The sequence below is a fragment of the Mesorhizobium sp. M2A.F.Ca.ET.042.01.1.1 genome (genome assembly GCF_003997405.1).
Lineage (GTDB): Bacteria > Pseudomonadota > Alphaproteobacteria > Rhizobiales > Rhizobiaceae > Mesorhizobium.
Genome location: NZ_RZRX01000001.1, coordinates 1 through 26,266, shown reverse-complemented (window position 1 = coordinate 26,266; position 26,266 = coordinate 1). Strand labels below are relative to the sequence as shown.

Annotated in this window: 25 protein-coding genes; 13 read left to right on the top strand and 12 right to left on the bottom strand. The window is 64.3% G+C overall.

Translation table 11 applies throughout. From position 1 onward, the window contains the following. Positions 1-26: 26 nt before the first annotated feature. The 8 genes from dnaA (at position 27) to EOA23_RS00090 (ending at position 7,777) form a co-directional block, all read left to right on the top strand. Positions 27-1,574, top strand: a complete 1,548-nt coding sequence (dnaA, locus tag EOA23_RS00125; RefSeq protein WP_126062828.1) for a chromosomal replication initiator protein DnaA — start codon at positions 27-29, stop codon at positions 1,572-1,574. A 200-nt stretch (positions 1,575-1,774) separates the two neighbouring features. Beyond that, positions 1,775-2,893, top strand: coding sequence for a DNA polymerase III subunit beta (gene dnaN, locus EOA23_RS00120; protein ID WP_095819339.1), 1,119 nt, complete (start codon positions 1,775-1,777; stop codon positions 2,891-2,893). Positions 2,894-2,974: 81 nt separating this feature from the next. Continuing rightward, positions 2,975-4,135 carry a DNA replication/repair protein RecF gene (gene recF, locus EOA23_RS00115; RefSeq protein ID WP_127302465.1) on the top strand — a complete coding sequence of 387 codons (1,161 nt, stop codon included), beginning with the start codon at positions 2,975-2,977 and terminating at the stop codon, positions 4,133-4,135. A gap of 137 nt (positions 4,136-4,272) precedes the next feature. Beyond that, the gene (locus tag EOA23_RS00110) at positions 4,273-5,028 is read left to right on the top strand and encodes a molybdopterin-synthase adenylyltransferase MoeB (protein ID WP_127302464.1); all 756 of its coding nucleotides are present in this window, start codon (positions 4,273-4,275) and stop codon (positions 5,026-5,028) included. A gap of 4 nt (positions 5,029-5,032) precedes the next feature. After that, on the top strand, positions 5,033-5,521 hold the full coding sequence (locus tag EOA23_RS00105; protein ID WP_127302463.1) for a GNAT family N-acetyltransferase: 489 nt from the start codon (positions 5,033-5,035) through the stop codon (positions 5,519-5,521). Next, positions 5,518-6,771 carry an aconitase X catalytic domain-containing protein gene (locus EOA23_RS00100; protein ID WP_127302462.1) on the top strand — a complete coding sequence of 418 codons (1,254 nt, stop codon included), beginning with the start codon at positions 5,518-5,520 and terminating at the stop codon, positions 6,769-6,771. The genes EOA23_RS00105 and EOA23_RS00100 overlap by 4 nt, the downstream gene beginning before the upstream one ends. Continuing rightward, positions 6,768-7,202 carry a DUF126 domain-containing protein gene (locus tag EOA23_RS00095; protein WP_127302461.1) on the top strand — a complete coding sequence of 145 codons (435 nt, stop codon included), beginning with the start codon at positions 6,768-6,770 and terminating at the stop codon, positions 7,200-7,202. Before EOA23_RS00100 ends, EOA23_RS00095 begins: the two co-directional genes overlap by 4 nt. Further along, complete coding sequence (locus EOA23_RS00090) at positions 7,199-7,777, top strand: GNAT family N-acetyltransferase (RefSeq protein WP_127302460.1); 579 nt, start codon at positions 7,199-7,201, stop codon at positions 7,775-7,777. The genes EOA23_RS00095 and EOA23_RS00090 overlap by 4 nt, the downstream gene beginning before the upstream one ends. 24 nt (positions 7,778-7,801) lie before the next feature. Here EOA23_RS00090 and EOA23_RS00085 read toward each other — a convergent pair whose 3' ends face one another. Then, the gene (locus EOA23_RS00085; protein ID WP_126062834.1) at positions 7,802-8,803 is read right to left on the bottom strand and encodes a D-glycerate dehydrogenase; all 1,002 of its coding nucleotides are present in this window, start codon (positions 8,801-8,803) and stop codon (positions 7,802-7,804) included. Between the two features lie 269 nt (positions 8,804-9,072). Here EOA23_RS00085 and EOA23_RS00080 point away from each other — a divergent pair, with 269 nt between their 5' ends. Continuing rightward, the gene (locus EOA23_RS00080; RefSeq protein WP_127302459.1) at positions 9,073-9,630 is read left to right on the top strand and encodes an SH3 domain-containing protein; all 558 of its coding nucleotides are present in this window, start codon (positions 9,073-9,075) and stop codon (positions 9,628-9,630) included. Positions 9,631-9,738: 108 nt separating this feature from the next. Here EOA23_RS00080 and EOA23_RS00075 read toward each other — a convergent pair whose 3' ends face one another. Together EOA23_RS00075 and irrA are read right to left on the bottom strand one after the other, a co-directional pair. Then, on the bottom strand, positions 9,739-10,125 hold the full coding sequence (locus EOA23_RS00075) for a DUF4260 domain-containing protein (RefSeq protein ID WP_126062836.1): 387 nt from the start codon (positions 10,123-10,125) through the stop codon (positions 9,739-9,741). 4 nt (positions 10,126-10,129) lie between these two features. Continuing rightward, a complete protein-coding gene (irrA, locus tag EOA23_RS00070; protein WP_042647097.1) occupies positions 10,130-10,561 on the bottom strand; it encodes an iron response transcriptional regulator IrrA in 432 nt (143 codons plus the stop codon). 248 nt (positions 10,562-10,809) lie between these two features. Here irrA and fabA point away from each other — a divergent pair, with 248 nt between their 5' ends. From fabA to EOA23_RS00050, 4 genes are all read left to right on the top strand, one after another. Then, positions 10,810-11,325, top strand: coding sequence for a 3-hydroxyacyl-[acyl-carrier-protein] dehydratase FabA (gene fabA, locus EOA23_RS00065; RefSeq protein ID WP_040985924.1), 516 nt, complete (start codon positions 10,810-10,812; stop codon positions 11,323-11,325). A gap of 116 nt (positions 11,326-11,441) precedes the next feature. Continuing rightward, positions 11,442-12,662 carry a beta-ketoacyl-ACP synthase I gene (gene fabB / locus EOA23_RS00060; RefSeq protein ID WP_127302458.1) on the top strand — a complete coding sequence of 407 codons (1,221 nt, stop codon included), beginning with the start codon at positions 11,442-11,444 and terminating at the stop codon, positions 12,660-12,662. A 13-nt stretch (positions 12,663-12,675) separates the two neighbouring features. After that, on the top strand, positions 12,676-13,488 hold the full coding sequence (gene fabI / locus EOA23_RS00055; RefSeq protein ID WP_127302457.1) for an enoyl-ACP reductase FabI: 813 nt from the start codon (positions 12,676-12,678) through the stop codon (positions 13,486-13,488). 102 nt (positions 13,489-13,590) lie between these two features. Next, positions 13,591-15,144: a bifunctional diguanylate cyclase/phosphodiesterase gene (locus EOA23_RS00050; RefSeq protein ID WP_126062838.1), complete on the top strand. Its 1,554-nt coding sequence runs from the start codon at positions 13,591-13,593 to the stop codon at positions 15,142-15,144. Positions 15,145-15,263: 119 nt separating this feature from the next. Here EOA23_RS00050 and EOA23_RS00045 read toward each other — a convergent pair whose 3' ends face one another. The 9 genes from EOA23_RS00045 to nusA form a co-directional block, all read right to left on the bottom strand. Then, positions 15,264-16,271, bottom strand: coding sequence for a class I SAM-dependent methyltransferase (locus EOA23_RS00045; RefSeq protein WP_127302456.1), 1,008 nt, complete (start codon positions 16,269-16,271; stop codon positions 15,264-15,266). Positions 16,272-16,341: 70 nt separating this feature from the next. Beyond that, positions 16,342-18,492, bottom strand: a complete 2,151-nt coding sequence (pnp, locus tag EOA23_RS00040; RefSeq protein ID WP_127302455.1) for a polyribonucleotide nucleotidyltransferase — start codon at positions 18,490-18,492, stop codon at positions 16,342-16,344. Positions 18,493-18,855: 363 nt separating this feature from the next. Continuing rightward, positions 18,856-19,167 carry a 30S ribosomal protein S15 gene (gene rpsO, locus EOA23_RS00035; RefSeq protein WP_278158561.1) on the bottom strand — a complete coding sequence of 104 codons (312 nt, stop codon included), beginning with the start codon at positions 19,165-19,167 and terminating at the stop codon, positions 18,856-18,858. A 149-nt stretch (positions 19,168-19,316) separates the two neighbouring features. Then, positions 19,317-20,411, bottom strand: a complete 1,095-nt coding sequence (gene corA / locus EOA23_RS00030; RefSeq protein ID WP_127302454.1) for a magnesium/cobalt transporter CorA — start codon at positions 20,409-20,411, stop codon at positions 19,317-19,319. 45 nt (positions 20,412-20,456) lie between these two features. After that, positions 20,457-21,416 (bottom strand): tRNA pseudouridine(55) synthase TruB, encoded by a 960-nt coding sequence (gene truB / locus EOA23_RS00025; protein WP_127302453.1) that lies wholly within the window; start codon positions 21,414-21,416, stop codon positions 20,457-20,459. Then, entirely contained in the window at positions 21,416-21,832 is a 417-nt protein-coding gene (gene rbfA, locus EOA23_RS00020) for a 30S ribosome-binding factor RbfA (protein ID WP_126062843.1), read from the bottom strand. Before rbfA ends, truB begins: the two co-directional genes overlap by 1 nt. 120 nt (positions 21,833-21,952) lie before the next feature. Next, positions 21,953-24,541: a translation initiation factor IF-2 gene (infB, locus tag EOA23_RS00015; RefSeq protein WP_126062844.1), complete on the bottom strand. Its 2,589-nt coding sequence runs from the start codon at positions 24,539-24,541 to the stop codon at positions 21,953-21,955. Continuing rightward, positions 24,538-25,188 carry an RNA-binding protein gene (locus tag EOA23_RS00010; protein WP_127302452.1) on the bottom strand — a complete coding sequence of 217 codons (651 nt, stop codon included), beginning with the start codon at positions 25,186-25,188 and terminating at the stop codon, positions 24,538-24,540. Before EOA23_RS00010 ends, infB begins: the two co-directional genes overlap by 4 nt. A 32-nt stretch (positions 25,189-25,220) precedes the next feature. Beyond that, positions 25,221-26,266, bottom strand: a 1,046-nt coding sequence (gene nusA / locus EOA23_RS00005) for a transcription termination factor NusA (RefSeq protein ID WP_127302451.1), incomplete at its 5' end; no start/stop codon positions are given.

Sequence of the window (26,266 nt, the reverse complement as noted above, 5' to 3'; positions counted from 1 at the left end):
GTACGAGAAGACAAGGAACTGTGATCATGCAAAGCGGCATCGAGAGGGAGATAGCGGGCGATCTCCCATTTCCAGCAACTTTTGTCGGAGAGGGCGACGTGGCGGTATCCAGCGACGCGGAACAGAAGTTCGAACGGGTCAAGGCCCAGTTGAAGGCGCGTCTCGGGGCCGAGGTCTATTCGAGCTGGTTTGGTCGCATGAAGGTCGCCGAGGCTTCCCGCGGCATTGTCCGCATCTCGGTGCCGACCGCCTTCCTGCGGTCATGGATCAACGGCCACTATCTCGAGCTTATCGCGGAGCTGTGGCGGCATGAGGATCCCGACGTCCTCAAGATCGAGATCGTCGTGCGCACCGCGACGCGCCAGGGGCGCAACCATGTCGAGCCGGAAATCGCGCCGGCCCGCAAGACGACCAGGCAGACGCACACCGCGCTGGCCAACGGCACCGCGAGCGCCGGACGCGTGGAACAACGGGCGCCGGCGCCCCGCCAGGGCGCATCCGCGGAACCGGAGTTCCGCCACAATGTTCTGGGGTCGCCACTCGACCCGCGCTACACGTTCGCCTCCTTCATCGAGGGACCGTCCAACAGGGTGGCCTTCGCGGCGGCGAGAGCCGTGGCGGAATCGCAGTCGAGCGCGGTGCGTTTCAACCCGCTTTTCCTGCATGCCACCGTCGGGCTCGGCAAGACGCATCTCTTGCAGGCGATCGCGGCGGAATCGCTGCGGCACAATCCGAAGTCGCGCGTCGTCTATCTGACGGCGGAGTATTTCATGTGGCGCTTCGCCACCGCGATCCGCGACAACAACGCGCTGACGCTGAAGGAGCAGCTGCGCGACATCGATCTCCTGATCATCGACGACATGCAGTTCCTGCAAGGCAAATCGATCCAGCACGAATTCTGCCACCTCATCAACATGCTGCTCGACAGCGCCAAGCAGGTGGTGGTCGCGGCCGACCGGCCGCCGTCGGAGCTGGAATCGCTGGAGCCTCGCGTGCGGTCGCGCCTCAATGGCGGCGTGGCGCTTGAAATGTCGGCGCCGGATTTCGCCATGCGGCTCGGCATGCTGAAGCTGCGCCGCGCCACCGCCAAGAGCGATGACACCTCGCTCGACATCTCGGACGAGATCCTGGAGCATGTCGCCCGTACGGTCACCGGCAGCGGGCGCGAGCTTGAGGGCGCCTTCAACCAGCTTCTGTTTCGCCAGTCCTTCGAGCCGCAGATCACGATCGACCGCATCGACGAGATCCTCGGCCACATCTATCGCTCGGGCGAGCCGAAGCGGGTGCGCATCGAGGACATCCAGCGCATCGTGGCGCGCCATTACAACGTGTCGAAGACGGAGCTTCTGTCCAACCGGCGCACGCGCACCATCGTCAAGCCGCGGCAGGTGGCCATGTATCTGTCGAAAGTGATGACGCCGCGCTCGCTGCCGGAGATCGGGCGGCGTTTCGGCGGCCGCGACCACACGACCGTGCTGCATGCCGTGCGCAAGATCGAGGACCTTTCGGGCGGCGACAACACGCTCGCGCAGGAGCTCGAACTGCTCAGAAGGCTGATCAACGACCAGGCCTGAGGCAATGCGAAAATGGCCGGCGACCCGCTTCGCCGGCTTTATCCCCAGAAAGCCCGCGCAACCGGCTCGAACCGGTGCCGCGGGCTTGCCTTTGCAGGCTTTTTACTGTCAGCTTACGGAGATTCTGGAAGCCTTTCAGGGCTTTCGCGGGATGCCGCCTGCCGGTGACCCGTTCATTCATTGAAGCGAGCCTGTTCGTCATGCGTGTTATCCTGGAACGGTCAAATCTCCTGAAGTCACTCAACCACGTCCACCGAGTGGTCGAGCGGCGCAACACCATCCCGATCCTCTCCAACGTGCTGCTCAGCGCCGAGGGCGCGAGCCTCGAGATGAAGGCGACCGACCTCGACCTCGAGGTGACGGAGGCGACACCCGCCAAGGTCGAGCGCGGCGGCGCGACGACGGTGCCGGCGCATCTGCTCTATGACATCGTGCGCAAGCTTTCCGATGGCGCGGAGGTGATGCTGAAGACGGACGAGGACGGCAACGCGATGACCGTCACCTCCGGACGTTCGAGCTTCCGCCTGCAGTGCCTGCCGCAATCCGACTTCCCGGAGCTCTCGGCCGGCTCGTTCTCGCACATCTTCCGGCTGGAATCGGCGGCGCTGAAGGGGCTGATCGACAAGACCCAGTTCGCCATCTCGACCGAGGAAACGCGCTACTACCTCAACGGCATCTACCTGCACGCCGTCGAAGTCGGCGGCAAGCTGAAGCTGCGCTCGGTGGCGACCGACGGACACCGCCTGGCGCGCGCCGAGATCGACGCGCCGGCCGGTTCGGAAGGCATGCCGGGCATCATCATTCCGCGCAAGACGGTGAGCGAGCTGCAGAAGCTGGTCGACGACCCCGATGTCGCGGTGACGACGGAACTGTCGGACACCAAGATCCGCTTCACCATCGGCAGCGTCGTTTTGACCTCGAAGCTGATCGACGGCACCTTCCCCGACTATCAGCGCGTGATCCCGACCGGCAACGACAAGAAGCTGATCATCGATCGCCAGAGCTTCGCCGCCGCGGTCGACCGCGTCTCGACCATTTCCTCCGAACGCGGCCGGGCCGTGAAGCTGTCGATCAATGACGGCCAGCTCACGCTCGCGGTCAACAATCCGGATTCGGGCAGCGCGACCGAGGAACTGGCGGCCGACTATTCGTCGGATCCGATCGAGATCGGCTTCAACGCCAAATACCTGCTCGATGTGGCGGCCCAACTCACCGGGTCGGAGGCCAAGTTCATGCTGGCCGACGCCGGCTCGCCGACGCTGATCCATGACATGGCCGACGAAACCGCGCTCTATGTGCTGATGCCGATGCGGGTCTAGGTCTCTTTGTCGACGCAATTCCGGACGGAAACCCGCAGTGCACTTTTCCTGGAATTGCTTTAGCGGACCTGATGTGTCGCCGTGACCGCGGATGCGAAACAGCTTCGGCAGCAAAGCTACATAAGTAAGTTAACGCTTACGAATTTCCGCAACTATGCGGCACTTTCGCTGGAACTTGCCCCTGGCGCGGTGGTGCTGTCGGGCGACAATGGCGCCGGCAAGACCAATCTCCTGGAAGCGATCTCGTTCCTGACGCCTGGCCGGGGCCTGCGCCGCGCGCCTTATGCGGATGTGGCGCGCGAAGGCGGCGACGGCGGCTTCGCCTTGCATGCGCGCATCGAGGGGCCGGAGGGCCAGGTCGAGATCGGCACCGGCATTTCCGGCGGCGACGCCGCCGGCGAAGGCGGCAGGAAGGTGCGGATCAACGGCGCGCCGGCGCGATCGGCCGAGGATATGCTCGAATGGCTGCGGGTCGTCTGGCTGACGCCGGCGATGGACGGGCTGTTTCCCGGGCCGGCGGCGGACCGACGCCGCTTCCTCGACCGGCTGGTGCTGGCGATCGACCCTGGCCATGGCCAGCGCGCGCTCGACTATGAGAAGGCCATGCGTGGGCGTAACCGTCTGCTTACCGAAGGTTCCCGCGACGGCGCCTGGTTCGACGCGATCGAGACGCAGATGGCCGAAACCGGCGTGGCGATCGCCGCGGCGCGGGCCGAGTTGGTGCGGCTGCTTGCCGCCATGATCGACAGATTGCCCGGCAGCGGGCCGTTTCCGCAGGCCGATATCAGCCTCGCCGGCGATCTTGAAAGCGCGCTTGGCAGCGCACCGGCGGTCGATGTTGAGGAACGCTATCGCGCCGCTCTTGCCAATGGCCGTGAACGCGACCGCGCCGCCGGCCGCACGCTGGACGGTCCGCACCGCTCCGATCTCGTGGTGCGGCATCGGCCGAAGTCGATGCCGGCGGAACTTTGCTCGACCGGCGAGCAGAAGGCGCTGCTGGTCGGTATCGTGCTGTCGCATGCCAGGCTGACCGGCGAGATGTCGGGTCTGACGCCGATCCTGCTCTTGGACGAGATCGCCGCGCATCTCGATGCAGGCCGGCGCGCAGCGTTATTTTCAATCCTCGAGGAGCTCAACTGCCAGGCCTTCATGACCGGCACGGATGCCGCCCTGTTCTCGAGCCTTGAAGGCCGGGCGCAGTTCCTGACGGTCGATCATGGCAGCGTCGAGCCGACCGGCTAGCCCGTGAAGAAGCTATTTCGGCGCTGCGCCACCAGGCTTTGCCTTGCGTCGTGCGAAACCTTTGCCTCGTCATGTGGACCACAAGGCTTTGCCTTGCGCTTACTGACAAGGCTCTGCGCCAGCGATAAAGTCCAGCCATGACCGATGCCGCCCTCACCGACGAAGAGCTCGAACGCTATGCCCGCCACATCGTGCTGCCGGAGATCGGCGGGCCAGGGCAGCAGAAGCTGAAACGAGCGCGGGTGCTGGTGATCGGCGCCGGCGGGCTCGGCGCGCCGGTACTGGAATATCTTGCCGCCGCCGGCGTCGGCACGCTCGGCATCGTCGACGACGACACGGTTTCGCTATCCAACCTGCAGCGGCAGGTGATCCATGGCAGCGATACGATCGGCATGGCCAAGACCGACAGCGCCGCGGCAGCGATCATGCGCCTCAACCCCAACGTCGCGGTGGAAACGCACGGCCTGAGGCTAACGGAAGAGAACGCCCCTGCCCTCGTCGCCTGTTACGATGTCGTTGTCGACGGTTCCGACAATTTCGAGACGCGCTACGCGGTCGCCGATGCCTGCGCCAGCGAGAAGAAGCCCCTGGTGACGGCCGCCGTCGGCCGCTTCGACGGCTCGGTCACGGTGCTGAAACCGTTCGAGACAGGCGCCGACGGCAAGCGCAACCCGAGCTATCGCGACCTGTTCCCAGAGGCGCCTCCCGAAGGGCTGGTGCCGTCCTGCGCCGTTGCCGGCATTGTCGGCGCGCTGACGGGCGTCATCGGCGCGCTAGAGGCAATGGAGGCGATCAAGCTGATTACCGGCATAGGCGATCCGCTCATCGGCCGGCTACTGCTCTATGACGGGCTCACAGCCCGCTTCGACACCATCCGCTACAAGGCCGTCTGAGCGTATGGACCAGACCGTCGGCATTTCCATAATCGGCCTTCCCGCGGATTTCGACGGATGGGGCGACTTGCTCGCGCTGATCCGCCGCGCCTTTGCCTATATGGACGGCGTCATCGACCCACCGTCATCGGCGCATCTTCTGAGCGCCGACAACCTTGCCGGGAAGGCGAAAAAGGAGACGTGCTTTGTGGCCGTCGAGAACGGCCGCGTCGTCGGCTGCGTCTTCGCGCTGGAGCGGGCGCGGGATTTCTATGTCGGCAAGCTCGCGGTCGAGCCAGAGCTCCAGAGTCAGGGCGTGGGAGCCCGGCTGATGCAAGCGGTGGAGGATCTTGCCCGCGAACGCGGCAAGGATGCGATCGAGCTGCAGACCCGCATCGAGCTGACCGCAAACCACGCGGCCTTCGCCCGGCTCGGCTTTCGCGAGACCGGGCGCACGGCGCATGCGGGCTATGACAGGCCGACCTCCATCACCATGCGCAAGGTGCTGTCTTGAGTCTTGCCCTCAGCCCGGAAGAACAGGCGATCGCCGCCAGCCAGGACGGCGCGGGCATGGCGATGCGCATCGTTGCCGAAAGCGCAAGGCTGCTCGGCGCGCCGGGGCTGATCCCGATCGCGTCCGCGCATATCGACGGGGCGCTCTATCACGGCGATTCCGGCACGCTGTTCGCCGAAAGGCTGGTCGAAGGCGGCACGAAGGTCGCGGTGCGCTCGACGCTCAATGTCGGAGCGCTCGACCTGATGGGCTGCTCGCGCATCCGCCTGGAAGAGCCGCAGCGCGGCATGGCGCGGCGAATGATGGAAGCCTATCGCAAGCTCGGCTGCGAGCAGAGCTGGACCTGCGCGCCCTATCAGGCCGGACACAGGCCGGCACAGGGCAGCGATGTGGCCTGGGGCGAGTCCAACGCGGTCGTCTTCTGCAACTCGGTGCTGGGCGCGCGCACCAACCGCTACGGCGATTTTCTCGACATTGCCTGCGCCATCACCGGCCGCGCGCCGGACTACGGCCTGCATCGGCCTGAAAACCGCCGGGCGCGGCTTGTGTTCGACGTCTCGGGCCTGTCGCCCTCCTTCCTTGCCTCGGAGATCGCCTGGCCTGTCCTGGGCAGCCTCTACGGCCGCGAGGTCGGCAACGCGATCGGCGTCCTCAGAGGCGTGGCCGGTCATCCCGGCGAGGATGCGCTGAAAGCCTTCGGCGCGGCGGCCGCATCGTCTGGCGCGGTCGGCCTGTTCCACATAGCCGGCGTCACGCCCGAGGCTCCCGACGTCGCAACCATTCTGGCCGGGCCGGAACCGGAAGCGGTGATCCGCGTGACGCCTGAGATGGTTGCCAGGGCCCGCGCGGGCCTGTCGACCGCGGCAGCGCCAAAAGCCATCGATGCGGTGGCGATCGGCAGCCCGCATCTGTCGCACGCCGAGTTCGATACCCTGGAGCGGTTGATCGCCGGGCGGCGGCTCGCGGTGCCGATCTATGCCTGCACCGGCCGCCACGCGCTTGCCCTGCTGGAGAAGGACGGCCGGCGAAAGAGGCTCGAGGCCAGCGGCGTGGTCATCGTCGCCGACACATGCGTGGTGGTGACGCCGATCATGCCCGACATCGGCAACGGCGTGCTGATGACCAATTCGGGCAAGTTTGCCCATTACGCGCCGGGCAACACCGGCTATGCGGTGCTCTACGCTTCGCTCGCCGACTGCGTCGAAAGCGCGGTCCGCGGCAAGCCGGTCTTCACGGATGTCGCCGCATGAACGCCTCCGCCGAAATCCTGGTACCGGGCAAGGCCGGCGAAGGCGAGGCGCTGGTGCTGACGGCGCCGATCAGCTTCTGGGGCGGCGTCGACCCGAAGACAGGCCGCATCGCCGATGTCCGCCACCCGCAGCATGGCGAAGTCATTGCCGGCCGCGTGCTGTTCCTGCCGGGCACGATCGGCTCGTCATCGGCTTCGGCGGTGCTGATGGAGCTTGTCCACAACGGCCGGGCGCCGGTGGCCCTGGTGTTGCACGAGCCGGACGCCATCCTGCTGCTCGGCCTGATCGTCGCCCGGGAAATGGGCTGGGAAACGCCGATTGCGGCAAGGCTTGAACGCGATCAATTCGACAGTTTTCGAGGCGGCCAGGTGGCCGTCGGCGCCGACGGGTCGATCTCGCGGCGTCCTGCTATTCCGGATGGGCCGTTATGAGCATTCTCATTCGCCCGGCGGCAAGGAACGACGCGTTGCACGTCGCAGCGATCGTCGACATCGCCGGGCACGGCATCGATCTCGACAGCTGGATTAGGGACAGCGGCCAAGACCATGCAGTGCTGGAGGCGGCGCGTCGGGCTGCATCCGCCGATGCGAACTCGCCCTATCATTTCTCAAAGTCCTGGCTGGTCGAGGTGGATGGGACGATAGCTGGCGGACTGGTCGGAGAGCTGCTTGCAAATAACCAGGACAACGCGGCGGAGATCTCGCCGGCCCTCATGCCTCTGGTCACGCTGGAAACAAGACTGATCGGCTACTGGTCCATCCTCGCGATTGCCACCTATCCCGAGTTCCGCGGCAAAGGCTTGGCAACCCGGCTGCTTGCTCATGCCGGCAAACTCGCCAGCTCAGCCGGAGCGAAAGGCCTGTGTCTGACCGTTGAAGACTCCAATTTTGCAGCAATTTCCGTCTATCAAAGGCTCGGCTTCGTTGCGGCCGACAAACTTCCCTGGATCGCTTATGGCGGCAGGAGCGGCCCAATCGAATGGGTCATGATGAAGCGGGACTTCTGATGCCGCCCGCGATTCATTTGTAACTCAGGTCCTCAGCGGCAGAACACGGTCCGGCGGGCGGTGGCCGTCGAAGAAGGCGCGGATGTTGATGATCACCTTCTCGCCCATGTCGATGCGGCCCTCGAGCGTGGCCGAGCCCATATGAGGCAGAAGCACCACCTTGCCCTTGGCGGCAAGCTTCAACAGCTTGGTGTTCAGCGCCGGCTCGTGCTCATAGACGTCGAGGCCGGCGCCGGCGATCTTGCCGTCATGGATCAGCTTGATCAGCGCTTCCTCGTCGATGATGTCGCCGCGCGCCGTGTTGACCAGGTAAGCCGAAGGCTGCATCAGCGCCAGCCGGCGGCCGGACAAAAGATGGAACGTCGCCGGCGTCGAGGGACAATTGACCGAGATGATGTCCATGCGGGCCAGCATCTGGTCGAGGCTTTCCCAATAGGTCGCCTCCAGCTCCTCCTCGACGGCCGGCAGCACGCGGTGCCGGTTGTGGTAGTGGATCGAGAGGCCGAAGGCCTTGGCCCGTCTGGCAACCGCCGTGCCGATGCGGCCCATGCCGACGATGCCGAGTCGTTTGCCCCAGATGCGCCGGCCGAGCATCCAGGTCGGCGACCAGCCGGCCCATTTCTTCTCGCCGGTCAGCACATTGGCGCCTTCGGCGAGCCTGCGCGGCACGGCGAGCATCAGCGCCATGGTCATGTCGGCGGTGTCTTCGGTGAGCACGTTCGGCGTGTTCGTGACGGTGATGCCTTTCTTGGCGGCCGCCGCGACGTCGATCTTGTCGACGCCGTTGCCGAAATTGGCGATCAGCTTGAGGTTTTCGCCGGCCTGCGCGATCAGCGCCGCGTCGATGTGGTCGGTGATGGTGGGAACCAGCACGTCGGCTTCCTTGACCGCCGCGACCAGCTCCGGCTGGGTCATCGGCCGGTCCTCGACGTTCAGCCTTGCGTCGAACAGCTCGCGCATGCGGGTCTCGACAGGGTCGGGCAGCTTGCGCGTGATGACGACGAGGGGCCGTTTTTTGCCTGCCATTTTATCCCCGAAGCTTGCTAGATCAGGTTGACGTCTCGTTGAATCGTCATCCTGATCCTGCTCTTTTTTGGAGCATGATCGTTTCCGAAAACCGATTCCCACTTCTCGGGATCATGCTCTCGAAACCGATCTCGTTGAGACCTCTTTAACCAAGACCGGCGAAACTTGTAGCCAGTCGCGGCATCAGCCCACTCCTGTAACAAGCGGTGCCGCCGAAGACAAAGAAAAAGGGGCGCTCATCCGACGGACCGGCGCCGAAAGGAACGAAAGTGTCTGGTTTCGCGTCGCTTCGCCTGGCCCTCAGCGCAGCCATTCTTGGCGTCCTCCTTTGCGCGCCGCAGGCATTCGCGCAAAGCGCGGCCGCGCCGGCGCAAACCATAACGCTTGGTCCGAGCGGTTTGCCGCTGCCGCGCTTCGTCAGCCTGAAACCGGCCCGCGTCAATTCGCGCGTCGGCCCCGGCGCCAATTATTCCGTCAACTGGATGTATCTGAAGGCCGGCCTGCCGATGGAAGTCATCCAGGAATTCGACACATGGCGCCGCGTGCGCGATGCCGACGGATCGGAGGGCTGGATCAACCAGTCGCTGCTTTCCGGCCGGCGCACCGCCATCGTCGCGCCCTGGCAGCGCGGCAAGGGCGGGCAGGTCAACCTGCTCGACGAGCCCGACAAGGACGCCGGTGTCATCGCCATCATCGAGCCGGGCGTGATCGGCTCGATCAAGAAATGCGACGGCCAATGGTGCGAGATGACCTTTGATGGTCACACCGGCTGGATGGCCCAGTCGCAGGTGTGGGGCGCTTATCCCGGCGAGAAGTTCAAGAACTGAGGCGCATCGAGATTCAGGTGAGGCCGGCCTGCGAATGGCGGCTTCCTGCGCTTTCGGTGCTGACGTACTTTCAGTACGCTCCGCTCCGGTTCTCGGAAACCATCGCCTCTAGCCGGCAGCGCCGCTGCGGTCGCGGCCAATGCGGCCGAGATGCGTATCCTGAAAAGCGGTGGGCAGCTTGAGGCCGTAGCCGAGGGCACGGTCGATGGCGATGTGCGCTATCCAGATAAGCGCCACCGCGGTTGTGAGCGGACCAGAGAGCAACGCGCCCGCGAGCAGAAGGACCAGCGGGGCAATCAGGATATGCAAGGCGTTATAGGTGACGGCGCCGAGGCGCGGCCCGGCGAGGTAGCCCAGCATCGACAGGTCCGGCGCCAGGATAAGCAGCGCAAACAGCCACCAGGAAAAGTGGGCCAGCGCGTAGCAAACGACGGCCAAGGCGGCGACGGTGACCCACTCAAACCGGACGATCAGGTCGACGGGCCGCGTCGCCACGGGATCAGTCGCCGCGCTTCGGGCGAAGCCTCACGACGATGTCGACATTGGCGATCTCCATGCCCTCCGGCGGTGCCGGCAGGTTGGAGACGGTGACCGGTCCGCTTTCGATGTCGAAAATCCGGTTCTCGCCCTCGACGTAGAAGTGATGATGGTCGGAGGTGTTGGTGTCGAAATAGGTTTTCGAGCCTTCGACCGCCAGGATGCGCAGCAGCCCGGCCTCTGTGAATTGATGGAGCGCGTTATAGACCGTCGCCAATGAAACCGGCACGCCGGCGGCGATCGCCTCTTCATGCAGTTCCTCGGCCGAAAGGTGGCGGTCGCCCTTGGCGAAAAGCAGATCGGCCAGCGCGATGCGCTGGCGCGTCGGCCTCAGGCCGGCTTCGCGAACCCGCTTGTCCACAGCGACATTTTCCTTCCGGTAGCCCGAATCCATCTCTTCGCTTCGAAGCTTGTTGCCCAGCCCATCAACAGGTCCAGAGTGGCAAAAAGACGTCGAAAGCCAAAACCGGACATCAGCCGACATATATTCTGTAGTCTGAATGCGATCAATAGCGCGCATTGACCCGGGCAGGCGCACGGGTTAAGCGCAAACGCCGGTTTCCGGCCGCAAACAGAGTGTGTTAGGAAACCAACGAGAAGGGCGCCCTGCCGCCCGCGAAAGAACACGGGGACGGAAATTTGATGGCGGATCAAAAGTCCAGCTACGATTACGAGGAACTGCTCGCCTGCGCCCGCGGCGACCTGTTCGGGCCGGGCAACGCCCAGCTGCCCTACCCACCTATGCTGATGTTCGACCGCATCACCGAGATCAGCGAGACCGGCGGCGCTTTCGACAAGGGCTTCATCCGCGCCGAATTCGACATCAAGCCGGACCTGTGGTTCTTCGCCTGCCACTTCATCGGCAATCCAATCATGCCGGGCTGCCTCGGCCTCGACGCCATGTGGCAGTTGACGGGTTTTTATCTCGGCTGGCTGGGCGAACCCGGCAAGGGCATGGCGCTTTCGACCGGCGAGGTGAAGTTCAAGGGCATGGTGACACCGTCGGTGAAGAAGGTGGAGTACGGCGTCGACTTCAAGCGCGTGATGCGTGGCCGGCTGGTGCTCGGCATCGCCGATGGCTGGCTTAAGGCGGATGGCGAACCCATATACGCCGCCACGGATCTGAAGGTCGGCCTGTCCAAACAGTCGGCCGCCTGACCGTTTTTCGCCACGGCGTCCGCGTACCCAATGGGCGCCACGTCAGTTTATTTGCGTATGATCACAGGCGAAAACCGGCTAGGTTTTCCGCCCGGATACGCCGGAAGGAGTTGCGAATGAGACGGGTCGTAGTGACAGGGCTCGGCATTGTGTCGTCGATCGGCAACAATGCCAATGAGGTCCAGAGCTCGCTTTACGATGCCAAATCCGGCATCAGCTTTTCCAATTCCTTCGCCGAGCACGGCTTCCGCTGCCAGGTCTGGGGCGCGCCGACGCTCGATCCTACCCCGATGATCGACCGCCGCGCCATGCGCTTCCTGAGCCAGGGCGCGGCCTGGAACCATGTTGCCATGGACCAGGCGATCGCCGATGCCGGGCTTGGCGAGACCGACATCACCAATGAGCGGACCGGCATCGTGATGGGATCCGGCGGACCCTCGACCCGCACCATCGTCGAGGCGGCCGAAACCACCATCAAGAACAACAGCCCCAAGCGCATCGGTCCATTCGCCGTGCCGAAGGCGATGTCGTCGACGGCCTCGGCCACCCTGGCCACATGGTTCAAGATCCATGGCGTCAACTACTCGATCTCGTCGGCGTGCTCGACCTCGGCGCATTGCATCGGCAACGCCTACGAGTTGATCCAGTGGGGCAAGCAGGACATGATGTTCGCCGGCGGCCACGAAGATCTCGACTGGACGATGTCGGACCTTTTCGACGCCATGGGCGCCATGTCGTCGAAGTTCAACGACAAGGCAACGGCCGCCTCGCGCGCCTATGATGTCAACCGCGACGGTTTTGTCATCGCCGGCGGCGCCGGCGTGCTGGTGCTGGAGGAATTGGAGCACGCCAAGGCGCGTGGCGCCAAGATCTATGCCGAGATCGTCGGCTATGGCGCGACCTCCGACGGCTACGACATGGTCGCGCCTTCGGGGGAAGGCGCCATCCGCTGCATGCGGCAGGCGCTTGCCACCGTCTCGACCCCGGTCGACTACATCAACACCCACGGGACCTCGACGCCGGTCGGCGATTCCAGGGAAATGGGCGCCATCCGCGAAGTGTTCGGCGACAAGATGCCCTACATCACCTCGACCAAGTCGCTCACCGGCCATTCGCTGGGGGCGGCCGGCGTGCAGGAATCGATCTATTCTATCCTGATGATGCAGGGCGGCTTCATCGGCGAGAGCGCCCATATCGAGGAGCTCGATCCGGAATTCGAGGGCATGCCGATCGTGCGCAAGCGTATCGACAACGCCAAGATCGACACCGTTTTGTCCAATTCCTTCGGTTTCGGTGGCACCAACGCAACGCTGATTTTCCAGCGCTATTCCGCATAAGGATCTGCCTTTTATGGAAGGGTTGATGAAGGGCAAGCGCGGGCTTGTCATGGGGGTCGCAAACGATCATTCGATCGCCTGGGGCATTGCCAAGAAATTGACCGAGCACGGGGCGGAGCTTGCCTTCACCTATCAGGGTGACGCCTTCGGGCGGCGCGTCAAGCCGCTCGCCGAGAAGGTGGGCGCCTCCTTGATCGTGCCTTGCGACGTCGAGGACAGCGCTTCCGTCACCGCGACCTTCGAGACGCTCGGCAAGGCCTGGGGCGGGCTGGACTTCGTGGTGCACGCCATCGGCTTTTCCGACAAGAACGAGCTCAAGGGCCTCTACGCCGACACCAGCCGCGACAATTTCGTGCGCACCATGGTGATCTCCTGCTATTCCTTCACCGAGGTCGCCCGCAACGCCGCCGCGCTCATGGGCAATGGCGGCTCGATGATCACACTGACCTATGCCGGGTCGGTGCGGGTGATGCCGAACTACAATGTCATGGGCGTCGCCAAGGCCGGGCTCGAGGCCAGCGTTCGCTACCTTGCCAATGACTACGGGCCGCGCGGCATCAGGGTGAACGGCATCTCGGCCGGACCGGTGCGTACGCTGGCCGGCTCTGGCGTTTCGGACGCCCGCCACATGTTCTCCTATCAGCAGCGGAACTCGCCTCTGCGGCGCACCGTGACCCTGGACGAAGTCGGCGGCTCGGCGCTTTACCTGCTCTCCGATCTTTCGTCGGGTGTCACCGGCGAGATCCATTATGTGGATTCCGGCTATCACATCGTTTCGATGCCGTCGCTGGAGGAGCTGAAGCAGAACGACGGTGGTCGCGAATAGTTCGCTAAGGCAAACAATATTTTCCAGTAAAATTGCAGGCATCGGCGGAAACTCATTTTAAGGAGATTTCCGCTACAAGGCCCCTTAATCCAGGGACCTTGCATGTCTGCAATCAGTAACCCGAAGCGAACACCGCTGTTCCGGCTGATCACCATCGCCAGCTCCGGCATGGGCAGTTTCATCCTCGGATTGTGGGGGTTGCAGTTCGGCTTCGGCGATGGCATAGCCGGCATGCCGGCCGAGACGATGATAGGCGCCATCGCCGCGCTGTGCGCCCTTGCCGCCGGCGGTGCGGCGATGTCGTTCTTCGCCGGCGTCGATGAATCGGTGGCCTATGTCGTCAAGGAAACCCATTTCGACAAGCTGACGGGTCTTTTGTCGCGCCAGGCCATGGTCGGCGAGATTGCCGATGCCGCCGCCGGAACGATCCGAACCGGCGAGCCGGTGTTCCTGATCGACATCGATATCGACCGCTTCAAGCAGATCAACGACGCCATCGGCTACAGCCATGGTGACGACCTTGTCCGCGCCTTCACCAGCAGGCTGAAGGAGAGCATGCCGAAGGATGCTGTGATCGGGCGCATTGGCGCCGGCGAGTTCGGCGTGCTGCTGCCGGACCGCGACATCCGTGGTTCGATCGAGCGGCTGATCGAAAAGCTCATCAGCGATATGATGGAGCCTTACCAGTTGCAGACCCACCTGCAGTCGGTCAGCCTGTCGGTGGGCATCGTGGCGATGCCGAAGGACGGCGTCGACCCGGTCCTGGTCCTGCGCCGTTCGAACCTGGCGCTGCAGAATGCACGGGCCAGCGGCGTCGGCAACTGGTCTGTCTTCCACGCCGACATGGGCCGCGTGGCCGACTATCGGCAATGGATCGAATCGGAGCTGAAGACCGCTTTCGACCGCGGCGACTTCAGTCTCCACTACCAGCCACAGCTCAACCTGCCGAGTGGTCGCGTCGTCGGCTACGAGGCGCTGATCCGCTGGAAGCATCCGGAGCGCGGCATGATTCCGCCGATGGAGTTCATTCCAATCGCCGAGGAAACCGGCATGATCAATCCGATCGGCGAATGGGTGCTGCGCAAGGCCTGCAGTGACGCCAAGCATCTGCCGCAGGACTGCTTCGTCGCCGTCAACATCTCGCCGGTCCAGTTCATGACCAGGGATTTCGTCGGCATCGTGCGCGAGGTGATGGAATCGACCGGCATCAAGCCGTCGCGGCTGGAGCTCGAGGTCACCGAGACGGCGATGATGCAGGATCGCGACCGCGCCGCCGCGATCCTGGAGCAGCTTGCCGAGATGGGGATTTCGGTGGCCGTCGACGATTTCGGGACCGGCTATTCCAATTTGAGCTACCTGATCGACTTCTCCTTCGGCAAGCTGAAGATCGACCGTTCCTTCGTCAGCCGCATCGACACCGACTCCAGTTCCGGCGCGATCGTCTCGACCATTGTCGGCCTGTCGCGGGCGCTGGGCGTCGGCATCATCGCCGAAGGCGTGGAAACAGAGAACCAGGCTACGCTGCTCAGGGCCGCGGGCTGCGAGGTGGTCCAGGGCTATCTGTTCGGCCGCCCGGCCCCGCTCAAGGTCGAGCTCGGCGAGATGCGGCCTGCCATCGAAGCGCGCGAGCCCGCCCGCATCGTCAGCCTGCATTAGAGCTACTTTCTCCTGGCGCAATTCCGGACGGAACATCGCTCCGCACTTTTCCTGGAATTGCTTTTTTCCTGGCGCAATTCCGGACGGGAAGCCGCTCCGCACTTTTCCTGGAATTGCTTTCAGCGGCGCGCCGACAACACCTTGAACATGCCGTCGCGGGCGATCTCGGTATGGTTGGCAAAAGCCTCGGACAGCACCTGTTCATAGGGAAGCTGGCGATTGGCGACCATGAATAGGCGACCGCCCGGTTTCAGCGCCTTCGACGCCGCGCGGATCATGCCGGCGCCAATGCCGGGCTCGGCGGCGCGGCCGCTGTGGAAAGGCGGGTTCATGACGATGGCATCGTAGCGCCGCTCGACCGCCTCGGTGAGCAGATCGATCCAGAAGAAGCGCGGCTCGATGGCGTCGTGGACATTCAACCTGGCTGCTTCCAGTGCTTCGAAATCCGCTTCATAGAGATCGAGCGCGGTGAGGCTCTGCGAGCGCTGCAGGACTTCCGCCGCCAGATAACCCCAGCCGGCACAGAAATCAGCGATATTGCCTTTGAGATTATCAGGCAGGCTGGCGGCCAGCAGCTTCGAACCGGCGTCAATCCTGTCAAACGAGAACATGCCAGGCGCGGTTTTGAAACCGCCCCCAACAACAAGGTCGGGGTTGCCGGCGCGCAGCGTCTCGGCTGCTTCCGTGCCGGCCCGCCGGAACCAGAAGGCAACGCCGTGATGCTTCGGCAGATGGCCTTCGAGCGGCGCCAGCGCATTGATCCGCTTGCGCAGGCTGTCGGTGCCGTCATCCTTGCCACCCGCGACAGCGATCAGCCCGCCCGGCGCAACACGCTCGAGTGCTTCGGCAATGCGCACCTCATTCTGACCCCGATGACGGCCGGCGAGCACGAGAGCCATGTCGTAGCCTTGGCCTTCCACGCGCGGCGTGACCGTGTAGCCGGACGCCTGCAAGGCGCGGAAATGCGGTCGAAAGCCTTGCACGAGATGCAACGCCGCATCGAAGCCTACGGGCAAGCGGAAGCCGGGCTCGGCGCCCAGAAAAAGAAGGCGGGCATCCTTTCGCGGCAGAGGCAGCGCCTCGGCCTCGAACGGGTAAAACAGCGTCTTCAGCGGTTCGGCGGCCATTCATCCACCCTCGAAACAAAACGGGCGCGACCTTGCGGCGCGCCCGTCTTAAACTATCCAGCCAGACCGATCAGGCGGCGTCTTCCTCGCCTTCGGCCTTCTTCTTCTCCTGGACGATTTCCTTGCCGGTCGCCTGGTCGACGACCTTCATCGACAGGCGAACCTTGCCGCGCTCGTCGAAGCCCATCAGCTTGACCCAAACCTTGTCGCCTTCCTTGACGACATCGGCGGTCTTGGCGACGCGCTCATTGGCGAGCTGCGAGATGTGGACGAGACCGTCGCGCGGGCCGAAAAAGTTGACGAAGGCGCCGAAGTCGGCCGTCTTGACGACGGTGCCTTCGTAGATTTCGCCGACTTCCGGCTCGGCGACGATGGTGTGGATCCACTTCTTCGCCGCCTCGATCTCCTTGGCGTTGGCCGAAGCGATCTTGACCGTGCCGTCGTCCTCAATGTTGATCTTGGCGCCGGTCTTCTCGACGATCTCGCGGATCACCTTGCCGCCGGAGCCGATGACGTCGCGGATCTTGTCGGTCGGGATGTGCATGACCTCGATGCGCGGCGCGAATTCGCCGAGCTCGGCCCGGGCGCCGGACAGCGCATGCGCCATCTCGCCAAGGATGTGCAGGCGGCCGTCCTTAGCCTGGCCAAGGGCGATGCCCATGATCTCCTCGGTGATGCCATCGATCTTGATGTCCATCTGCAGCGAGGTGACGCCATTGGCGGTGCCGGCGACCTTGAAGTCCATGTCGCCGAGATGGTCCTCGTCACCGAGGATGTCGGAGAGCACCGCGAAGCGCTCGCCTTCCTTGATCAGGCCCATGGCGATGCCGGCGACAGGCTTGGCCAGCGGAACACCCGCATCCATCAGCGCCAGCGAGGTGCCGCACACGGTCGCCATCGACGACGAACCATTGGATTCGGTGATCTCCGAGACGACGCGCAGCGTGTAGGGGAACTGTTCCGCCGAAGGCAGCATCGGATGGATGGCGCGCCAGGCGAGCTTGCCGTGACCGATTTCGCGGCGGCCCGGCGAGCCCATGCGGCCGGTCTCGCCGACCGAGTAAGGCGGGAAGTTGTAGTGGAGAAGGAACTTCTCCTTGTACATCCCGGTCAGCGAATCGACGAACTGCTCGTCCTCGCCGGTGCCGAGCGTGGCAACCACCAGCGCCTGGGTCTCGCCGCGGGTGAACAGCGCCGAGCCATGGGTGCGCGGCAGGACGCCGACCTCGGACACGATCTTGCGCACGGTCTTGAGATCGCGGCCGTCGATGCGCGAGCCGGTGTCGAGGATGTTCCAGCGCACGACCTTGGCCTGGAGCTCCTTGAAGACGCTGCCGATCTGCTCGGAAGTGTACTTGGCTTCCTCGCCTTCTGCCGGAGCGAAGGCGGCCTTGACCTTGGCCTTGACGGAATCGACCGCGGCATAGCGCGACTGCTTGTCGGTGATCTTGTAGGCCTCGCGAAGCTCGTCGCCGACGACCTTCAGCATCTCGGCCTCAAGCGCGGAATAATCCGGCGCGGTGAAGTCGCGCGGCTCCTTGGCGGCGACCTCGGCCAGCTTGATGATGGCATCGATGACCGGCTGGAAGCTCTTGTGGCCGAACATGACGGCGCCGAGCATCAGGTCCTCGGAGAGTTCCTTGGCCTCGGATTCGACCATCAGCACGGCGTCGGCGGTGCCGGCGACGACGAGGTCGAGCTTGGATTCCTGCATCTCGTCGATATGCGGATTGAGCACATATTCGCCGTTGATATAACCGACGCGGGCGCCGCCGATCGGACCCATGAAGGGCACGCCCGAAAGCGTGAGCGCGGCGGAGGTGGCGACGATCGACAGGATGTCCGGATCGTTCTCGAGGTCATGTTGCACGACGGTGACGACGATCTGGGTGTCGTTCTTGTAGCCGTCGGCGAAAAGCGGGCGGATCGGACGGTCGATCAGGCGGGAAACCAGCGTTTCCTTTTCGCTCGGACGCCCCTCGCGCTTGAAGTAGCCGCCCGGGATCTTGCCGGCGGCATAGGTCTTTTCCTGGTAGTTGACGGTGAGCGGGAAGAAATCGAGGCCGGGCTTCGGCTCCTTCATCGAGACGACGGTGGCCAGAACCACGGTCTCGCCATAGGTGGCGAGCACCGCGCCGTCAGCCTGGCGGGCGATCTTGCCGGTCTCCAGGATGAGCGGACGGCCGCCCCATTCGATTTCCACTTTGTGATGATTGAACATATCTTGTCCTTCATATGCGGAAAGGGCCGCACCGTCCTAACGGTCGCGGGTTCTCCCTTTCCTGGCTTCCTTCGGGCAGCCACGGGCAAGACAACGGGAAGCTCGACAGATCCGGCGCAAGGCCGAGCGAGCATCCTGCAATCCTGCCCCATGACCGTCCATGGGCGGTTCCGGATAGCCCTCTGCGGTCCGGAACCCGATTGGCCGGCTGGTCGGCCGGCCTTGCGCTTGACGCCGGAAACGCTGTTTCCGGAACGCGCCATGCGCGCAGGCGAATTTCCTTTTCAGCATTGCGGCAGCGGACTATCCGATGCGCCAATGCGCGACCGGCGGGCCCCCTTGGAGAGCCCGCCGGTCAATTGGTCAGCGACGGAGACCGAGCTTGTCGATCAGCGTCTGGTAGCGCGCATCATCCTTGCGCTTGAGATAATCAAGCAGGCTGCGGCGCTGGGAAACCAGAGCAAGCAGGCCACGGCGGGAATGGTTGTCCTTCTTGTGGTCCTTGAAATGCTCGGTCAGGTTCTTGATGCGCTCGGAAAGAATGGCAACCTGGACTTCCGGAGATCCGGTATCGCCTTTCGCAGTCGCGAATTCGGTCATCAGTTCTTTCTTGCGCTCGGCAGTAATCGACATCGTGCTTTTCCTTATCTGTTGGAGGAAACGGGACGCCCACAGCCGGGATGTCGTCCAGCAGGGGCCAGTGCAAGCGACGCGTCAGGGCGCGAAGCTGCGGCGCATATAGTGCAATTCCGGAAAAAACACCAGCCCAATTGTCAAGCCGGCTTGTCGCAGGTTCCGGCGGCGAAAACGGGGGCATTCAAAGGCTACAACCACTTCTTCCCTTTGAAGAACGCGATCAGCCCGACAGCAACGACCGCCATGAACAGCAGCGACGCCGGATAACCGTAATAGGCTTTCAGCTCGGGCATGTTCCAGGGCGAGCTTTCCGGGTCGAAATTCATGCCCCAGACGCCGACCAGGAAGGTCAGCGGCATGAAGATCACCGAGACGATCGTCAGATAGGAAATGACGTCGTTGGTGCGGGCCTGGGACAGCGAGAGATGCATCTCGATCAGGCCGGTGAGCATGTCGCGCTGGTTCTCGACCAGCTCGATCAGCCGCAGCGAATGGTCGAGCGTGTCGTTGAAGAAGATCTTGGTTTCGGCCTTCACGAAGGGCACGTCGTTGCGGATCAGCGTCGCCAGCGCATCGCGCATCGGCCACAGCACGCCCTTGAGCACGTTGGCGTCGCGCCTGAGCTCATGCAGCTGCCGCATCTGATGCTTGTGCGGCTTGTTCAGCATCTCGTCCTCGATGCCGTCGACCAGTTCGCTCGCCGCCTCGATCGGCGGGAAATAGCTGTCGACAATTGCATCGATCAGCGCATAGGCAAGATAGTCGGCACCGCGCGAGCGCAGCCGGTTCGGCATCGCGGCCGCGATGCGCTTGCGCACCGGATCGAACGGATCGCCCTCGCGTTCCTGGAAAGTGACGACGAAATTCCGGCCGAAGAACAGCGAGATCTGCTCGTAGCGATGCGCGGTGACATCGTCGATCATGCGCATGACGACGAAGGCATGGTCCTCGAAGAAATCCACCTTGGGCCGCTGCCCGGTGTTGACGACGTCCTCCAGCGCCAGCGGGTGGAGGTTGAAGATACGGCCGATCTCCTCGATCAGCGGAATGTTGGCAAGCCCCGTGCAGTCCAGCCAGACGACAGGCCATTTCTCGCAATGGGTGTTGAGGTCGTCGATCGAGGCATTGTCGATGGTTTCGTATTTCTGCGGCGAGATCAATGTCAGCCGAAGCTCGCTGCGGCGTGCCGCCGGATCGGCGATCAGCGTGCCTGGCGACGCCCCGACCGGCGGCCGGCGGGTTCTCAGCGGCGCCCTCTTGTTGCCTGTATCAGCCTTGGCCATGAGATCCCTGAAGCGCGGCACCCAGTGGAGGTTAGACGACCGGATTCACCCGGCAAAGACCCGCTTGGGCTTGAACATGCCCTGCTCGATGGCGCCGATGGCGACGAGCCTGCCGCGCGCGGTGGCGCAGGCCTCCTCCGCCTCGACCGGCGCATCGCGGCCGCGAATGATAACGGGATTGCCGAGGCGGATCTTCGTCGCCGCGTCGTCGCTGACCGCGACTTGCGGCAGGCAATCGAGCGCCGCCGCCGTTTCGACCAGCAGCGCGTCGATGGCGCTGAAATCGACCGGCACCTCGGCCTTATCCGGACTTTCTTCAGTCTTGCCGCCAAAACGGGCCGCTTCCAGTTCGGCTACCGTGACGAAATCGTTCGGCGTGAACGGCTCGACCTCGAGGCGGCGCAATTCAGCGATATGGCCGAAGCAGCCGAGATCGCGGCCCATGTCGCGCGCCAGCGAGCGCACATACGTGCCCTTGCCGCATTCGACCTCGAAGACGGTCTTGTCGGCATTGTGCTCGATAATATCCAAACGGCCGATTTCAATTTCCCGCGCGGGTATCTCGACCGTCTCGCCGTCGCGGGCGAGATCATAGGCGCGCTCGCCGGCGATCTTGATGGCCGAGAATTGCGGCGGCGTCTGCATGATGACGCCGGTGTATTTCGGCAGCAGCGCCCGCAGCTCGGCCTCGGCCGGGCGCCGATCGGAGCTGTTGGTCACCGGGCCTTCGAGGTCGTCGGTCGAGCGCTCCTCGCCCCAGGCGACGGTGAAGCGGTAGATCTTGGCGCCATCCTGCACGTAGGGAACGGTCTTGGTCGCTTCGCCAAGCGCGATCGGCAGCATGCCGGAAGCGAGCGGATCGAGCGTGCCGGCATGGCCGGCCTTCTCGGCCTGAAACAGCCATTTGATCTTGGAAACGGCCTCGGTCGAGCCCATGCCGACCGGTTTGTCCAGCACCACCCAGCCGGAGACCGGCCGACCCTTCTTCTTGCCGCGCCGCGCCACTATTCCTCGTCCTTGCCGTTGTTCTTGCCGTCGCCGAGATCGCGCGCCACTTCGGGCGATTTCAGCAGTTCATTGATCTTCGCGAAATTGTCGAAGGATGTATCGAGCCGGAAGCGGAACTCCGGCATATACTTCATCTGCCTCAGAGCGCCCGAAACACGGCCGCGGATGAACTTCGCGTGCCTGTTGAGCGCCTCGACCACGGCATTGTCGTCAGCCGCGCCAAGCGGCGAGACGAAGACGGTGGCGATCTTGAGATCGGGCGACATGCGCACCTCGGAGACCGACACGACGCTGTTCTCGACCACCGGATCGATGATCTCGCCGCGCTGCAGCGTTTCGGAAAGGGCATGGCGCACCTGCTCGCCGACGCGCAGCATGCGCTGGGAGGGGCCTGACGTTGTCGAACGTGACATTTCTTCGGTCCTGAAATCGTGAAGCGCGGGATGGGACCACGCCACATGTCTCAAATGCATGAGCGGTCTGGGCGGCAGCCTTGCGGCCGCCGCCCGTTCATTTCGGCAAGTATACCCGAATTAGAGCGTCCTGCTCACCATCTCGACGCGGAAGCACTCGATGACGTCGCCGACGCGCATGTCCTCGTAGTTCTGGAAGGCCATGCCGCATTCCTGGCCGCCCGGCACCTCCGAAACCTCGTCCTTGAAGCGCTTGAGCGTCTTCAACGTGCCTTCGTGGACGACGACGTTGTCGCGGATCAGGCGCACGCCCGCACCACGCTCGACCTTGCCTTCGGTGACGCGGCAGCCGGCGATCTTGCCGACCTTGGAGATGTCGAAGATCTCGAGGATCTCGGCATTGCCGATGAAGGTCTCGCGCCGCTCCGGCGAAAGCATGCCGGAAAGGGCCGCCTTCACGTCGTCGACGAGGTTGTAGATGATCGAGTAGTAGCGGATCTCGATGCCCGCGGCCGCTGCCGCGGTGCGCGCCTGCGCATTGGCGCGGACGTTGAAGCCGATGATCGCGGCACCCGACGTCTCGGCCAGCGAGACGTCGCTTTCGGTGATGCCGCCGGCGCCCGAATGGACGATCCGCACCCTGACCTCGTCGTTGCCGAGCTTTTCCAGAGCGGCGTTGATCGCCTCGATGGAGCCCTGCACGTCGCCCTTGATGACCAGCGGGAATTCCTTCAGCCCGCTCGTCTGCAACTGGGACATCATCTGTTCGAGCGAGCCGCGCTGGCCGGCATGCTTGGCCACCGCCTTGTCGCGCGCCAGGCGCTGACGGTATTCGGTGATCTCGCGGGCGCGAGCCTCGTTGTTGACAACGGCGAAACGGTCGCCGGCCTGCGGCGTGCCCTGAAGGCCAAGCACCTCGACCGGCATCGCCGGCGGCGCTTCCGGCACATGCTCGCCGCGGTCGTCGACAAGCGCGCGCACACGGCCCCACTCGTTGCCGGCGACAATGATGTCGCCCGGCATCAGCGTGCCGGTCTGCACCAGAACGGTGGCGACCGGACCGCGGCCCTTGTCGAGCTTGGCTTCGATCACCGCGCCTTCGGCGGTGCGGTCAGGATTGGCCTTGAGGTCGAGAACTTCGGCCTGCAGCAGGATCGCTTCGAGCAGCTTGTCGAGATTGGTGCCCTTGGTCGCCGAAACCTCGACGTCCAGCACCTCGCCGCCCATCGATTCCACGAACACCTCGTGGCGCAGCAGCTCGGTCCGCACCTTCTGCGGATCGGCGTCGCGCTTGTCGATCTTGTTGATCGCCACGATGATCGGCACGCCGGCCGCCTTGGCGTGGTTGATCGATTCGATCGTCTGCGGCATCACGCTGTCGTCCGCCGCCACCACCAGCACGGCGATGTCGGTGACCTGGGCGCCGCGGGCGCGCATGGCCGTGAAGGCGGCGTGGCCGGGCGTGTCGATGAAGGTGATCTTCTGACCGTTCTTCTCGATCTGGTAGGCGCCGATATGCTGGGTGATGCCGCCGGCCTCGCCGGAGACGACATTGGCGTTGCGGATGGCATCGAGCAGCGAGGTCTTGCCGTGGTCGACATGGCCCATGATGGTCACGACCGGCGGACGCGACACCAGGTCCTCGGGACGGTCGGCGATGTTGAACAGGCCTTCCTCGATGTCGGACTCCGCAACGCGGCGGACCGTATGGCCAAATTCGGAAGCGACCAGCTCGGCCGTGTCGGCGTCGATGACGTCGCCCGGCTTCAGGATCTGGCCCTGCTTCATGAAGTACTTGACCACATCCACGGCGCGCTCGGACATGCGCTGCGCCAGTTCCTGGATGGTGATGGTTTCGGGCAGGATCACTTCGCGCATGACTTTCTCGCGCGGCTCATTGTGCATCGCGCGTTTGAATTTTTCCTGGCGGCGGCGCATTGACGACAGCGAACGGCCGCGCGCATCTTCGTCCGACAGCGCGGTGTTCAGCGTCAGCTTGCCGCGGCGGCGATCTTCCTCGCCCTTGGTCGGTTTGGCGGGCCGCGCCACTTCCGGCGTTGCAAGGCGCCGGGCAGGCGCACCGGCGCCTGCGCCACCGCCGGCACCTGTGCGCCTCGGCTTGGCCTCTTCTTCGTCATCGGCCGTAGCGACATCGGCTGCCTGCGGCGCGCGACGGCGAGCCTCTTCCTCGGCACGACGCCGCGACTCGGCCTCGGCCTGCAGGCGCGCTTCCTCCTCGGCCTGACGGCGCGCGGATTCGTCGCGCTCGCGCTTGCGGCGTTCCTCTTCCTCGGCGCGGCGCTTGGCATCCTCCTGAGCGCGCTGGCGATCCTCGGCCTCGCGGGCCTTGGAGCCTTCCAACGCCCTGCGGCGCGCTTCCATCTCGCCGCGTGACAGCTCGTTCAGGACCATGCCCGAACGTTCCGGCGGCGGAGGCGGCGCCTTCGGCGCTTCCTGCACGACAGGCGCGGCGGCGACAGGAGCGGGCGCGGCGGGCTTCGGCGTGAACACGGACGGCGCCACCGGCTCCGGCTTGTCGCCAGGCAGCGAGAACTTGCGCTTCTTGGTCTCGACGACGACCGACTTGGTGCGCCCATGCGAGAAATTCTGGCGCACGGTGCCCTGCTCGAGGCCGGGGCGCTTCAGCGTCAAGGTCTTCTTCGGCGTAACGCTCAACGTCTTGTCGTCGCCCGATTTCGTATCGTTCATTCCATATCCTCTGCGGCATCATCTTCGTCGGCAACGGCCGCAAGCACTGCCAGATCGTTCGGGGTACCGCCCCGATATCGGTCGAGCGCAACAACGCGCTTCTCAACCGCCAGTCCCGCGTCCTGCGCGAGGACGGCAGCATGTATCACATTTGTACCCCCCAATGCCAAGCTCAACTCGGCCTCGGAGAAAAGTTTGTAGGCAAGGATGGCAGGACCGCCGAGATGGACGGTCGCCCGCCGCGCCTGACTGATCTTGCGGACACCGTCGTCCGACGCCTCCGCCGCATGCAGAACGAGCGACGCCTGCCCGTCGCGCACAGCACCCTCGACCTTGGCGGCGCCAAGAACGACGGCGCCCGCCTTGCGGGCAAGGCCAAGCATACCCAGAGCGTATCTGGAGAGCAGCCCGTCGACCATGCCGCCGAGATCGGACGGAACGGTCACCTGCGCCTTGAATGCGCGGGCAAACAGGTTCTTCGCCGCTGCCTTCTCGATATGTAGGCGATCGGCGGTGACCCAGCAACCGCGGCCGGGCAGATTTCTCTTGATGTCCGGAACGACGGCCGAATCCGGGCCGACGACGAAGCGGATCAGTTCATCCGCTTCGGCCTGCCTTCGCGTAACGATGCAAGTGCGATCGTTCATCTCGTCTACGGGCTTTGCGATTGGTGGTCACCTCACGCACCGACGGTTTCGCCGGTTGCTGCCTCTTCGGCGGCGAGTTCTTCCTCGGTGATCCAGCCGGCCTGCCTGCGGGCGGCGAGCACCATCTGCTCGGCCTCGGCGCGCGAGACGCCATGAGAGGCCAAAACGCCCGGATAGACCTTGGTCTCGCCGTCCTTGCGCTCTTTCCAGCCGATCAGGTCGTCGGCGGCATAGCCGGCGAAATCCTCGATCGTCTTCACGCCGTCCTCGCCAAGCGTCACCATCATGGCGGTGGTGACGCCGGGGATCTCGCGCAGCTCGTCCTTGACGCCCAGCGCCTTGCGCTTTTCGTCATGCTCGGCCTCGATCTTCTCCAGATATTCGCGGGCGCGGGTCTGGATTTCCGAAGCGGTGTCCTCGTCGAAGCCGTCGATGGAGGAGATTTCGCCCGAGTCAACATAGGCGACTTCCTCGACGCTGGTGAAGCCTTCCGAGGCAAGCACCTGGCCGACCATCTCGTCGACGTCGAGGGCTTCCATGAACAGCGCCGAACGCTCGACGAATTCCTTCTGGCGGCGCTCGCTCTCTTCCTGCTCGGTCAGGATGTCGATGTCCCAGCCGGTGAGCTGCGAGGCCAGGCGCACGTTCTGGCCGCGGCGGCCGATGGCCAGCGACAGCTGGTCGTCCGGCACCACCACCTCGATGCGCTCGGCGTCCTCGTCGAGCACCACCTTGGCGACTTCCGCCGGCTGCAGCGCGTTGACGATGAAGGAAGCGGCCGAAGGCGACCACGGGATGATGTCGATCTTCTCGCCCTGCAATTCGCCGACCACAGCCTGGACGCGGCTGCCGCGCATACCGACGCAGGCGCCGACCGGATCGATCGAGGAATCGCGCGAGATGACGGCGATCTTGGCGCGCGAGCCGGGGTCGCGGGCGACCGACTTGATCTCGATGATGCCGTCGTAGATTTCCGGCACTTCCATGGTGAAGAGCTTGGCCATGAACTGCGGATGGGTGCGCGACAGGAATATCTGCGGGCCGCGCTGCTCGCGGCGCACGTCGTAGACATAGGCGC